The sequence below is a fragment of the Amycolatopsis sp. VS8301801F10 genome (assembly GCF_046195355.1).
Classification (GTDB): Bacteria; Actinomycetota; Actinomycetes; order Mycobacteriales; family Pseudonocardiaceae; genus Amycolatopsis.
In genome coordinates, this window is record NZ_CP176065.1 from 2651576 (window position 1) to 2664819 (window position 13244).

Annotated in this window: 8 protein-coding genes; 4 read left to right on the forward strand and 4 right to left on the reverse strand. The window is 71.5% G+C overall.

Annotated elements, in window-relative coordinates; genetic code table 11:
- The 3 genes from F9C11_RS12890 to F9C11_RS12900 all read right to left on the reverse strand — a co-directional run bounded on the left by F9C11_RS12890 (position 1) and on the right by F9C11_RS12900 (position 8064).
- Entirely contained in the window at positions 1-1071 is a 1071-nt protein-coding gene (locus tag F9C11_RS12890) for an alpha/beta hydrolase family protein (RefSeq protein WP_409185096.1), read from the reverse strand.
- Between the two features lie 69 nt (positions 1072-1140).
- The gene (locus tag F9C11_RS12895) at positions 1141-4761 is read right to left on the reverse strand and encodes a BTAD domain-containing putative transcriptional regulator (protein WP_409185097.1); all 3621 of its coding nucleotides are present in this window, start codon (positions 4759-4761) and stop codon (positions 1141-1143) included.
- 63 nt (positions 4762-4824) lie between these two features.
- Positions 4825-8064 carry a BTAD domain-containing putative transcriptional regulator gene (locus F9C11_RS12900; protein ID WP_409185098.1) on the reverse strand — a complete coding sequence of 1080 codons (3240 nt, stop codon included), beginning with the start codon at positions 8062-8064 and terminating at the stop codon, positions 4825-4827.
- Between the two features lie 320 nt (positions 8065-8384).
- Between F9C11_RS12900 and F9C11_RS12905 the strand changes: the two genes are divergently transcribed.
- The 4 genes from F9C11_RS12905 (at position 8385) to F9C11_RS12920 (ending at position 10979) form a co-directional block, all read left to right on the forward strand.
- Positions 8385-8648 (forward strand): WXG100 family type VII secretion target, encoded by a 264-nt coding sequence (locus F9C11_RS12905; RefSeq protein ID WP_409185099.1) that lies wholly within the window; start codon positions 8385-8387, stop codon positions 8646-8648.
- Positions 8645-8908 (forward strand): hypothetical protein, encoded by a 264-nt coding sequence (locus F9C11_RS12910; protein WP_409185100.1) that lies wholly within the window; start codon positions 8645-8647, stop codon positions 8906-8908. The genes F9C11_RS12905 and F9C11_RS12910 overlap by 4 nt, the downstream gene beginning before the upstream one ends.
- Before the next feature lie 102 nt (positions 8909-9010).
- Positions 9011-9646, forward strand: coding sequence for a LuxR family transcriptional regulator (locus F9C11_RS12915; RefSeq protein WP_409185101.1), 636 nt, complete (start codon positions 9011-9013; stop codon positions 9644-9646).
- A gap of 10 nt (positions 9647-9656) precedes the next feature.
- Positions 9657-10979 (forward strand): amidase, encoded by a 1323-nt coding sequence (locus tag F9C11_RS12920; protein WP_409185102.1) that lies wholly within the window; start codon positions 9657-9659, stop codon positions 10977-10979.
- Between the two features lie 1112 nt (positions 10980-12091).
- Here F9C11_RS12920 and F9C11_RS12925 read toward each other — a convergent pair.
- The gene (locus tag F9C11_RS12925; protein ID WP_409185103.1) at positions 12092-13234 is read right to left on the reverse strand and encodes a cell division protein DivIVA; all 1143 of its coding nucleotides are present in this window, start codon (positions 13232-13234) and stop codon (positions 12092-12094) included.
- Positions 13235-13244 lie beyond the last annotated feature (10 nt).

Consider the following 13244-nt stretch of genomic DNA (forward strand, 5'->3'; position numbering starts at 1 on the left):
TCACGAGACGTACCGCCCGAAGAACCCGGCGATCGCGGCCCGCTGCACCGCGATGCTCGTCCGCGGATCAATCGTCCCGATCCGCGTCTGCTGCACCTTCGGATCCACCGTGACCCGCTGCGCCAGCTTCGGCAGGAACCACTGGACGTCGGTGTAGCTGTAATGCATTGCCGTGGCCAGCGTGATGTCCTGCTTGGGTGCCGAAGTGTGCTCCCACAACGACTTCCACGCCGGTGAAGTCCGATGGCTGCGCGCCTGACCGTCGCTGGTGCTGCCGGACGACCCCATCAGCAGCACCGGTCGCGGCACTCCGTCCGCGCCAGCGCGAGTGAGCTGCTTGCCGTCGACGTCGTAAGCGAGCCAGCCGTCCAGATCGGCCGCAGCATCCACCCGGGAGTCCACAGTGGACACTTCGGCCGCCGTGTCCCCGCCGAATGAATGCCCGAGAACCCCTACCCGGCTCAGGTCCATCGCCTTGCCGAGGCCGGGAATACCAGGCAGCTGGTCAAGGACGAACCGGACGTCCGCGACCCGCGTCCGCATCCCCGCCACCAGATCCTTGCTGTGCTGCGAAAACATCACCCGCCCGTCCGGAAACACGACGAACGGCGCCTCGCTGGTGTGGTCGAGGGTCACCACGATGTACCCACGGCTGGCGAGATCCTCGGCCGTCGCGCTGCCCAGCGCCCGCAGCGACCCCCAGCCCGGCGAGTACACGACCACCGGCCATCGTCCCTGCACCGGCGCGTCCGCCCGGGCATGCGTCTCGACGGCCGCCCAGTCGACCTTGCCGGCCGGCAGCCCGAGCGCCGGTGCCGCGCCTTGGTCGAAGTACGGCGCGGCCGCGGCGGGCAAATACCGCGCTTTCGGGCCGGAGCCGGGCCGGGTGGGATACCAGACGCTGATCATCAGTTCCCGGTTCCGCGCCTGGTCGACGAGATGGACGTCGCGTTCGCCGATCGCGTGCGGTCCAGTTGGCGTAGGCAGTTCGAAAGTGGTTTCCGCCGAAGCGGGCGCGGCGCCCAAAGCGGTGACGAGGAGAGCGGCGGCGAGGACAGTTCGGAAGCGCATGCCGGAACTCTGCCGTTCCGGCCGGGTCTCCCGCGCCTGCCGACCGTCTCCGGCCACCCCCGACTTTCGTCAACCCGTGCGGCGCGCCACGGCTGTCGCCAGCTCGCTGCGCGACGGCGCGTCCAGCTTCCCGAGCAACCGCACGACGTGCGCCTGGACCGTCCGCCGAGGCAGCCGCAGCTCCGTCGCGATCTCCGGATTGGACCGGCCAGCCGCGACCAGCCGGGCGATGCGAACCTCCAGCGTCGACAGCGACTCCCAGCCGTGCTCGGGCCGCGCCGACGCCACCGAAGACCCCCGCTGCACGCCGACCGCCTGCAACCGCGTCTCCGCGTGCTCCAGATTCCACGCCGCCGAAAGTTCCGTGTACAGCGAAGCCGCCTCGTCGAACGCGGCCTGCGCGGCGTCCAGCCGGCCGACCCGGGCCAGCAGCACCGCCGAGTCCTCCAACGCACTGGCCAGCTCTGGTTTCCGCCCCACCGCACGGAAATGCTCGACCGTCCGCAAAACCGGCTCCGGGTCCTCGCCCAGCAACCCGCGGCACCATTCCGCGGCCGCGAACGCCCGCGCCGGTTCGAGCTCCTTCTCTGCCTCCTCGACACATACCGCCAGCGCCCGTTCCGCCGCGGCCCGGTCGCCCGCCGCCAACGCGATTTGCGCGAACTGCGGCAACCATTGATGCCGCAACATCATCTGCGCGTAAGTCGGATTCAGGATCGGTTCGAACACGGTGATCGCCTTCCGCAGATCACCCTGCTGATAGGCGACCAGCGCGTGCGCGGCGAGCAAAAAGTCGAAACTCTCCCGCTCGGCACTGGTCGCGGGCGCGTGCTCCTCCGCGGCGTCCAGCAGCGCGGCCGCCTGCGCGTGCTCGCCCCGCCGCGCCGCGATGAGCGCCGCGACCCCGTGCAGCAGCAGCGCCGCCGCGCCCGGTTCCCGCAGGCCGAAGAACGTGATCGCCGGACCGTCCTCGGTCACCGTGTCCAGCTCCACCAGCGCTTCGTCCCACCGGCCTTCCCAGTACCGGTGCACCGCGACGGAAACCTGCAGCCCGCTGGGCATGCTGTGCCGCCGCGTCACCTCGGCGGCCTCCTGCAGCGTGCGGTTCGCGTCGTCCAGCCGGTCGAGGTTCTGCAGCGTGAAGACGCGGTTGTCCAGCAGATCCAGGTGCAGATCGGCCAGCTCGTGCTCGTCGCCGACCGCCGCGATGGCCTCGTCCACATGCTCGAGCGCGCTGGCGTGGTGCCGCCGCACGGAATCGACCAGCCACAAGGTCTGCAGCGCGTGCGCGGTGAGGTAGGCGTCGCCGTTCGCCTCGGCCCGCGCGCGATGGGCGTTCTTCTCCGCGACGTCCAGGTCGTCGAGTCCGCCGCGCCGGAAGTTCGCGAGCAGATGGCGGCCCCGGACCCGCCACAGCTCCGGAACCCCGGGGTCCTCCGCCGGATTCCCGAGCGTCTCCACCGCGAGCTGCACGTCGCCGCGGCGGAACCGCATCGCGGACAAGACGTGGCGCATCTCGGCGGCGTTGTCCGGATCTCGCGATACCGCGAGTGCTTGCAGCGCAAGGTCTTCCGGGCTCCGTTCGAGCCGGAACAGCACCCGCACCAGCGCGACCAGCAGCGGCTCGCGGCGCGGATCGGCATCCTCGACCACGGCGAGCGCGCGCTCCAGCAGCTCGACCGCGATCAGCGGGGCCCGGTTCGACACCGCGCTCTGGTGCTCCACGAGCCAGTCCAGCACCCACGGGTCCACAGTGGACGGAACGGCTACGAGCTGCTCGGCGACCCGCTTCACCGGCGCGCCGATCTTGGCCAGCGCTTCCGCCGCCTGCCGGTGCTGCCGGGCCCGGGTTTCCGGCGGCAGGCGGTGGTACAGCGTCTGGCGCAGCAACGGAAGCCGGAACGCGAGCTGGGTCCCGGTGTCGAGCAGGATGTTGTCCGCCACGGCCTCTTCGAGCGGGCCGAGCAGGTCCGACGGACGCTGCCCGAGCACCGCCGCGATGTCGCCCACCTCGAACTCCATGCCGAGGATCGCGCCCCAGCCCAGCACGTGCCGGGTCTTCGCGGGCAGCAGCTCCAGCCGCCGGTTGACCGCCGCGACGATCGACTCCGGCGGCTCGAACCGCTGCGGATCCGGGACGTCGGCGAGTCCGTCGCGATGCTCGACCGCGCCCGAATGCACCAGCGCGTCCAGCATTTCCTTGAGGTACATCGGATTGCCGTCGGCGCGCGCGACCAGGTCCCGCAACCGCGGCCCGGGCTCCGCGCCGATCTGCCGCCGCAGCAGGGAGAAAACGGCGTCCTCGCCAAGCGGACCGAGGTCGAGCACGACCCCGTCGCGCGTCTCGACGCCGCGGCGCAGCTGGGTCAGCTCCGGTCGCTCCGGGGCCGGTCGCGTCGCGGCGACCAGCAGCAACGGCAGCTGCCGGGCGGCCGCGGACAACCGGTGCCACACCAGGACACTCGACTCGTCCGCCCACTGCAGGTCGTCGACCACGAGCAGCAACGGCGATTCGGCGCACAACTCGTCAACGAGCGCGAGCAGCCGGTCCACTGAATCCAGCACCGGGTCGCCCACCCGTCGCACCGGTTCCTCGCTGCTCAGCGCGACGCGCGCCCGGCGTGGATCCGGCGAATGCGGGTCGATCGCGAGGCATTCGTGCATCACCTGCAGCGGAAACCGCATGCTCAGCTCGTCCGCGGCGACCCAGGCGACCTGCAGGCCGCCGGCGTCGCCGAACGCGTGCGCCAGCAGCTCCGACTTCCCGATCCCAGGTTCGCCTTCGATCCACACCGCCCGGCCGCGACCCGCCCGCACCTGCTCCAGCAGCCGGTGCAGCTTGCCGACCTCGGCTTCCCGGCCGAGCAACGGTTCCCGCGGCGTCCGCACGACCGGTGCGGGCATCGCCGGCCGCCGCAGATCCAGCGCCGGGTCCTCGGCGAGCACGCGCTGGTGCAGTTCGCGCAGTCCCGGCCCGGGCTCCACGCCCAGCTCGGCGCGCATCGTCTGGCGCGCGTCTTGGAACACGTCGAGCGCGTCGGAATGCCGGCCGCTGCGGTAGAGCGCGAGCATCAGCGAGGCCCGCAGCGATTCGCGCAGCGGGTATTCGGCGGTGAGCGCGGTCAGCTCGGCGATGATCTCCTGGTGGCCGCCCATTTCCAGTTTGCTGCGGGCAGCCCGGTCGAGCGTGTCCAGCCGCAGCTCGGCCAGGTACGCGCGATGCCGCTCGGCGAAGTTGCCCGGCACCCCGGACAGCGCTTCGCCGTGCCACAGCTTGAGCGCGGCGCTGAACTCGGCGACCGCCCGGTTGTGCGCTCCGGCCTCGGCCTCGCGTTTGCCGTTTTCCCGGTGCTGCTCGAACCTCGCCGCGTCCAGCGCTTCCGGTGCGAGGTCGAGCGTGTAGCCGGCCGGACCGGAGCCGAGCACGGTCGACGCGGACCACCGGGTGCGTTCCGGTTCCAGCGCGCGGCGCAGCCCGGAGATGTAGGTGTGCACGCTGCCTTCGACACTGGCCGGCGGCGCATCGCCCCAGACGCCCGCGATCAGCTCGGCGCGCGGCACCGGCCGTCCGGCGGCGATCGCCAGCATGGCGAAGACCGCCCGCTGCCGCGCGGGTCCGAGCGAGATTTCGGTCGTCCCGCGCCAGGCGCGCAGCGGGCCGAGCGCCGTCACCCGCACATCCCCTGGCATGCCGTTCCATTCGCCGTGTTGACCGAGTTTACCGATCGATCATGGACGCGAGTCCACCCCGGTTCACTCTCCCGCCGCACGCGCGCGGACCGGACTGGCCCGCCGGATGCCGTACGGCTGCATCCGCGTCTCGGCCCGCCGCACGTCCCAGGCCGCGCCCACCGAGGTGTAGCTCGTGAGTGCGGTGAGGAAGGCGGTGCGCGCCTCGTCGAGACGGCGGTACTCGGCGAGGAGGATCGCGGCGTCCTCGCTGGCCCGAGCGTGCTTGAGCATGCGCCCGGCGGACTCGTAGTGCGTGGCGGCGGCGAGAATCGCGTCCGGATCGGCGGTGACCAGGCCCCGGCAGTGCGCGGTCGCCGCGGTGTGCGACGGCGGAGTGTCGTACCCGCTGGTGTCGCCCATCAGCCGCAGCGCCCGGAACGCGTGCGGCTGGTCGCCGAGCTGCATGGCGAGCCGGGCGAGATCGGGTAGCCACTGCTGGCGCGCGGCGGGAGGGTAGTTCTGCTCCAGCAACGGCAGCAGCGCGGCGAGCGCGGCGTCTGGATCGCCTTCCAGCTCGGCGAGCTGGGCGCGTGCGGCGAGCAGATAGTCGCCGCCGTTCGGTTCGAGACCGTGCGGGAACTGGTGCCGGGCCGCGGCGTCGAGATGCGCGCGAGCTTCGTCCGGTTCGTCCCGATGACTCGCGATCAGCGCGCCGACGCCGTGCACCAGCAACGCCGATCCCGGGCTGCGCAACACATACGACGCGGTTTCCGCACCGCCCCGGATCACCGTGTCCAATTCGGACAGTGCCTCGCCCCATCGGCCGCGCCAGTAATAGTGCACCGCGCCGGCCAGGTGCATTTCGCCGGGCACCGCCCGGGTCGCGGCCAGCCTTCGCGCGGTGCTCAGGTCGGCGTCGTTGTCGAGACCGTCCAGCACGCCAAGCTCGGACAGATCCGGTGCGGCCGCTTGATGGTCGACGGCGAACCGTTCGATGGTCGCGCGCAGGGTTTCGTGCCGCCCCCGCCACATCTCCGGCACCTTCGGATCGGCCAGCGTGCGGCGGACTTCCGCGGCCGCTTCGGCGAATTCGCCGCGACGGTAATAGATGTAGGCGAGGATCCAGCGCATTTCCGCGGCCTGCCTGCTGTCTTTGGTGCGCGCGACGACCGACCGCGCCTCCGCCTCCGGTTCCCGGCCGAGCCAGAACAGCAGCCGGGCGAGCGTGGCGGTGAGCGGTTCCCGGGCCTCGGCGGGCAGCACCGCCTGCTTGACCACCTGCTTGAGCAGGTCCACCGCGATCCGCGGCGACTGCGCGGCAACCGTGCCGATGTGCTCGACCAGCCAGTTCGCCACCCACGGGTCCACCTGCGCGGGCGCCGCGGCCAGTTGCTCGGCGACGCGTTCCGCGCCCGCCCCCGCTCCGTCGAGCGCCTCGGCCAGCTGCCGGTGCAGCGCGACGCGCATCGCGGCTGGCGTCTTTTCGTACAACACGCGGCGCAGCAAGGGATGCCGGAACGCGAGCAGGTCTCCCGACTCGACCAGCACTCCCGCGGTGAGCGCCTCCTCGACCGCGGCGACGAGCGCGGTCGGCGCGCGTTCGGTGGCGATCGCGATGTCGGCGAGCGAGAATTCCTTGCCCAGCAAAGCCGCCCAGCGCAACAAGTCTCGGGCGGAGCTGGAAAGGAAGATCAGGTACAGCGTGATTCGCGAGCCCAGCGGCGACGGGATCGAGCGGCACGAGGAACCGTCGACGATCGCGTGCGCGCCGTCGAGCAGGATCATCGAATTGGCCAGCAGCGTTTCGACGATTTCCGTGGCGTAGCGCGGATTTCCGGCGGCGTGGCCGAGCAGCAGCGAGAACATCCGGTTCGGCGGCGCACCAGTGAGGTCGGCGGCGATCTTGCGAATGTCGTGTTCCGGCAACGGTTCCAAGCGCAGCAGCGAAGTGGCGCCGGAGGACAGTTCCGCAGCGAGCGCTTCCAGGGCGGCCGAGCGGGGGAGCGGACGGCTCGCCCCGACGAGCAGCAGCGGCAGCCGCCGGGTTTCGCGGGCGAGGTGTTGCCACACCTGCAGCGTGGTGTCGTCGGCCCACTGCAGATCGTCGACCACGAGCGCGAGCGGACCGTCCGCGCAGAGTTGCCGGACCAGCCCGAGAATGCCCTGGACCGGGTCCAGCTCCGGGTTCTCGGCGAGCGCCACCGCCAGTTCCGCGCGGCGCAGGTCCGAGGCGCGCGGGTGCACGCCGAGCGCGTCCAGCAGGGGGCGCAGGGCAAAGCCCTGGTCGAGCGAGTCGGCGGCGGCGAACAGCGCGGGGTAGCCGGCTTCGTGGGCCAGCGCGACGGTTTCGGCCAGCAGCGCGGTCCGGCCGATCCCCGGTTCGCCCTTGACCCACACGGAACGGCCGAGGCCGCCGCCGAGACCGGCGACGGCCTCGCCCAGCAGCTGCAGCTCGGCTTCCCGCCCGACGAACGTCGCCGGCCGCGGCGGCAGCACCGGCAACGGAAAGCGCGGGACCTTCGTGGCTGGCGCGGGCGTGGCCGCCTGATCGGCGGCCAGCAGTTTCTCGTAAAGCTCGCGCAGCGCTGGCCCCGGCTCGGTGCCGGACGCCTCGACCAGCCGCTCGCGCAGCTCGGTGTAGACGGTGAGAGCCTCGTGGTGCCGCCCCGTCTGGTCGAGTGCTCGCATGAGCAGACCGTGCAGCGGCTCCCGGAACGGATGCTCCGCGGCGAGTTCGCCGAGCTGCGTGACGAGCCCGGCGGACTCGCCCGAGTCCATCGCCAGCTCGGCCCGGCGTTCGACGGTGGCCAGCCGGAGTTCCTCCAGCCGCACCCGCTGCGCGGCGGCGTAATGCCCGGACAGGCATTGCAACGGCGTGCCGTCCCACTCCGCGAGAGCCTCGTCGAGCACGCTTCGCGCCTCGGCCCGGCGTCCCTCGGCGAGCAGCCGGTTGCCGAGGTCGCGCAGCGCGGTGAAACGGTGGACGTCGATCTGCTCCGGTTCGACGCACAGCGAATAGCCGGATCCGGTGGACGCGATCAGCCGCGATTCGGCCCCTTTGCGGCGGTCCGGTTCGAGGACGCGGCGCAGCCCGGAGATGTAGGTGTAGATGCTCCCTTGCGCGCTGGCCGGGGGCGCGTCGCCCCACACTGCGTCGATGAGCACTTCGCGGGAGACGGTGCGGTTCGCCGAGAACGCGAGCACCGCGAAGACTGTGCGCCGATGAGCGGAACCGAGGTCGAGCTGCCGGTCGCCGAGCCAGGCTCGCACCGGTCCGAGCAGCTGGATTTCCGGCGCCGGGACGCCGCCGGATGCCGACATCGGTCTCCCTTCACGCGCTGACGGATCGTCACACGCCGGATGCCTCTGGTGAGCTTACGCCGAAAAGGTGACGTGGCGGGACCGCCCCAGGTTGCTTTTGCCGGTCTTGTCCAGCGAATTGTCCGCCTGACAGGGGCGCGGGGGAGGACTGCCGGTGAACGCCGGGCAAACCGGCCGGACGGTTCGGCAGGCACACCTGCCGTGACAAAGGGGCATCGCCCGCGCGCTCCGGTTTCCGGACGGGAATCCCTGCGGCAGCCTCGAGAAGGATCCCGCGCGCTCGATTCGCGGCTTCGGCGCGCGGGCGGGGAGGAGGAGGCGTGGACCTGGGGGCGAGGTTCGCGGCGGCGATCGACGCCGCGAACGCCTGTTTCGGCACGGTGAACAGCGAAATGGCGGCCCTGCAGGCGTCGTGGCGCGGCGAGGCGGCGGTCCGGTTCGGCCAGGCGATGAACGATTGGGAGCAGCAGTTCGATCGCATTCTGGCAAGTCTGGCAGATCTCGTGGACGTCGCGCGCGGTACGGCCGCGTCCAGCACTGTTGAGCGCTCAAATGAGCACCTGCGGTGCGCCGAGCCTCGATGAACGGCGATCCTGGCTTCGAACAGGCCGCCGAGGTGCTGTCCCGGATCCGCCGGACGACCGGCGACCTCGGCGCGGTGCTCGCCGAACTGGAGTCCGCGGTGGAGCCGGAGGTGGCCGGCTGGCCCGCCGCCGCGCGAGCCCGGTACCGGGAGGCCAAACGGGAGTGGGCGACTGCGCTCGACCGGATGCCCGAATGCCTCGACCGGGCGGCGCAAGCCTTCCGCGAGATCACCGCCGAGGACCCGAAAAGAGGCCGCTGAACAGCGAAAACCCCGGTTCTCTTCACTGGCCTTCACGAGCGCGCCAGAAAACGTGAAGTCTCGCCGGACACACTGCGTCCAGGCAATGTGAAGGGGGTAATCGTGAAGCTCGTGAAGGTGGCGGTGCTCGCCTCGGACCCGATCACCCGGGCCGGAGCCGCGAGCTTGCTCGGTTCGCGCCCGGAGCTGGTGCTGCTCGGCCAGGAGGCGGCGAGCCAGGCGGACGTGGTCCTCGTGATGGAGGAGCACGTGACCGACCGGGTGCTGTCGCAGGTGCGGGAGCTCGGCAGGCAGTCCGAGCAGCTGACCGGCCCGCATCTGGTGATCGTGGTCGACCATTTCCGCGAGAGCGACCTGATGACGGCCGTCGAATGCGGCGTCGTCGCGATCCTGCCGCGCCGCGAAACCGGCGGCGGCGAACTGGTCTCGGCAGTGCTGGCCGCGGGCGACGGCACGGCTACGCTCCCGCCGCGGCTGCAGGGCGCGCTGCTCGCCCAGGTGCAGCGGATGCGCCGCGACGTGCTGGAGCCGAACGGCCTCACGCTGTCCGGCCTGGCGTCGCGCGAATGCGACGTGCTGCGGCTGGTCGCCGAGGGGTACGGCACCGAGGAGATCGCGACGAAGCTCTGTTATTCGGAGCGGACGGTCAAGAATGTCCTTTATGGCCTGATGACCCGATGCGGGCTGAACAACCGGGCGCACGCGGTGGCGTATGCCTTGCGCGCCGGGGCGATCTAATGTGCTGAGCATGGCGCAGACGGCGGTAGAGATCGCTCGCGGAGTGCGGGCAGGAGAGCTGGACCCGGTCCAGGTGACTGAGGAAGCACTCGCCCGGATCGCAGCAGCGGACGGCGTCGTCGGCGCCTTCCGCCGAGTGCGTTTCGCCGAGGCACGAGCCGAAGCCGCCGAAGTCGCGGCCCGCCCGGACCTGGCTTCGCTGCCGCTGGCTGGCGTCCCCGTCGCGGTCAAAGATGTCACCGAGGTCGCCGGTGAATACCAGGGCTGGGGCTCGGAAGCCGGACCCCGCACGGCGGCCGATTCCGACGGCCTGATCGCCACCCGATTGCGCGCGGCAGGCGCGGTGATCGTCGGCCTGACCCGCGTGCCGGAGCTGTGCATCTTCCCGACCAGCGACGACCCCACCGGAATCGCCCGCAACCCCCGGAACCCGTCCTTCACCGCAGGCGGCTCCTCCGGCGGAAGCGCCGCCGCGGTCGCGGCCGGACTCGTCCCCATCGCCCACGGCACCGACGGCCTGGGCTCGATCCGCCTGCCCGCCGCGATGTGCGGAATCGTCGGCCTGAAACCGGGCCGAGACGTAGTCCGCGAAGACGCCCCCGGCTGGTTCGGCCTCTCCACCCACGGCCCGCTGACCACCACGGTCGCCGACGCCGCCCTGCTGATGTCCGTCCTGGCCGACCGCCCGGAATGGGCCACGCCGACGACTCCGGACCCGGTGCGCATCGCGACCTCCACCCAGGTCCCCTTCACCCGAGCCCCGCTGCCGCGCCCGCTGCGCGCCGCCGTCGACCAAGCCGCGGACCTCCTGGCCTCAGCTGGCCACACGGTAATCTCGGCGACCCCCGCCTACCCCCTTCGCACCCTGGCCGGCCTGCTCGCCCGCTGGTTCGCCGGCCCGGCCGAGCAGGCGGCGGGGTCGTTCGACCTGTCGCGCCTGCAACCCCGCACCCGAACCCACGTCCGCCTGGGCCGCCTGACTTCGCACCTGGTCACCGACCGAGCCCGCGACGAATGGCAGGCGATCGCAGCGCAGTTCTTCAATTCGCACGACGTGCTGGTAACCCCGACGCTCGCCACGCTGCCCCTGAAGGCCCGCCCCTGGCACCGCAAACCCTGGCTGACGAACGCGGTCCCGTCCGCGAGAGTGGCCGCGTTCACCGGCCCGTGGAACCTGGCCGGATACCCAGCGCTGTCCGTGCCGGTGTCCCGCCATCCGGCCCACGACCTGTCGATGTGCGTGCAACTGGTGACTCGACCGGGCGGAGAACCGCTGCTGCTGGGGTTGGCGGCACAACTGGAATCGAGGAACCCCTGGCCGCGGACGGTTTAGGGTCGCTGCCTTTCAGGGACTTGGCCGCGGGCTTGGCCGTGCGCGGGGTTAGGTGCTGGGCTTGTCCGCAGCCTGGCGGCGGGGACTTCGCGCCGGTGGCCGTGGGCCTTTCCGCTGACCCGTCGTTTGTCGTCGAACCCTGCACAGACTCGGTCGCACAGCCGATCCGGATGGGGACGGTGGGCTGGCTGCGAGCCGCGTGAGTTGCTGCTTGTCTGCCCTTTGTGGCTGGGCTTGGCACCGTTGGACGTGGGCTTTCCCAGTCGTCTTGGCCGCGGAACGGAGCGGGCCGTGCCGATCCGGGTTGGGATTGGCGGGCCTTTCAGGAGCTGTGGTTGGCACCGTTCGCCGTGGAGCCTTCCCGGTCGTCTTGGCCGCGGAGCCGAGCGGGCCCGCCGATCCAGGGTGGGGTCGGCGGGCTTCCTGCGAGCTGCGGGTTTAGGTGCTGGGCTTGCCTGCCGTCTATGGCTGGGCTTGGCACCGTTGGGGTGTGGGTTTTCCCAGTCGTCTCGGTCGCGGAACCGAGCGGCCCGCCGATCCGGGTGGGGGTCGGTGGGCTGGCTGTGGAGCCGGGTTAGGTGCTGGGCTTGCCTGCCTTCCGCGGCGAGGACCTCGCGCCGTTTCCCCGCCGAGCTTTCCGGCCTGTCGTTCGCCGTAGAGCCGTTCCCGGCCGTGCTGGCCGGAGCCGAGCGGGCCCGCCGATCCGGGTCGGGATGGGCGGGCGTCCGGTGAGCCGGTGAGTTGCTGGGCTCGTCTGCCCTTTGTGGCCGGGGCTTGGCACCGTTGGCCGTCGAGGGTTCCCAGTCGTCTTGGCCGCAGAACGGAGTGGCCCGCCGAACCGAGTTGGGATGAGCGGACTGCCTGCGAGCTGTGTTGGCACCGTTGGCCGTGGAGCCGTTCCCGGTCGTCTTGGCCGCGGAGCCGAGCGGCCCGCCGATCCGGGTGGGGGTCGGCGGGCGTCCTGCGAGCCGGGTGAGTTGCGGGGTTCGTCAGCCGTCTGTGGGTGGGAGTTCGCTCCGTTCGCCGCGGAGCCGTTCCCAGTCGCCTTTGCCGCAGAACGAAGCAAGCCCGCCGATCCAGGTTGGGATCGGCGGGCCTCCTGCGAGCCAGGGTCAGTTGCTGGGCTTGCCAGCCGTCTGCGGCTGGGACTTCGCGCCGTTCGCCGTCGCGCCGTTGCCGTTCTTCGTGCCGTTCCCCGCCGGGCTTTCCGACCCGCCGTTCGCCGTCGAGCCATTCCCAGCCGTCTTGGCCGCCGAACCGTTTCCAGCCTTCGGCTTCGGCGACGGTGCGGCCTTCGTCTCAACCGGTCCGGGCGACGGGTCCGGCTTTGCCGCGTCGTCGCCGCCGACGAGTTTCGACGCTGCGGGCAGCACTGATTCCGACGGCAGCGCCGTCAGCAGTCCTTCGCTGCGGCTGAGGACCTCGTCCGCCAGTGCCAGGTTCTTGCGGGCCTGTTCGCGGATCTCGGCGAGCCGCTCGACCTTGCGCGTCGCCGCGGTGGTGCGCTGGGCTGCCTGCGTGGTCGCTTCGTCGAGGCGGCGCTTGGCCTCCGCCGTCGCTTCCTCGACGCGGCGGGCCGCCTCCGCGGTGGCTTCCGCGATGCGGCGTTCGGCCTGGTTTTTGCTGGCCGTGCGCTGGTCGGCGATCATCTTTTCGTGCGCGGTGCGCTCGGCGGTGATCTTCGCGTCGAAGTCGCGCTCGATCTTGCGGCGCTTGCGCTCGGCTTCGTTGTCGAGGAGTTCCCGGCGCTGCGCCGCCTCGACCGTCAGCCGCTGCACTTCGGCGCGGGTTTCCTTCAGCGCGGCCTCGTGCTCCGAGTGCAGCGCTTCGGCTTGCTTGTCCAGCTCCTCGACCAGGCGGCGGTACCGCTCGCGCAGCTTCGTCGACGCCTCGGTGGACGACGCCCAGTGCTTCTCGGCCGCCACCTGCGCGCGCTTGGTGATCTCCTCGGCCCGCGCTTGCGCGAGCGTGACGGTGCGCTGCATCCGCTCGTCCAGGTCCTCAAGACGCTCCGGCGGCTTCATCAGCTCCTCGACCCGGGCCTGCAGCTTCGACACTTCGCCGCGCGCCGTCTCGAGTTCGCGCGACAGCGTGGCGACCTGGGCGGCCGCCGCGTCGCGGTCGGTGATCAGCCGGTGCAGCTGGGCCTCGAGGTGGTCGAGGTACTGCCGCACCTCGTTACGGTCGAAGCCGCGCCAGGCTTCGGTGTACTCGCGCCGCAGCGGGAGGAGGCCGTTGTCTCGCTCGGGAACCATGCCCACGACC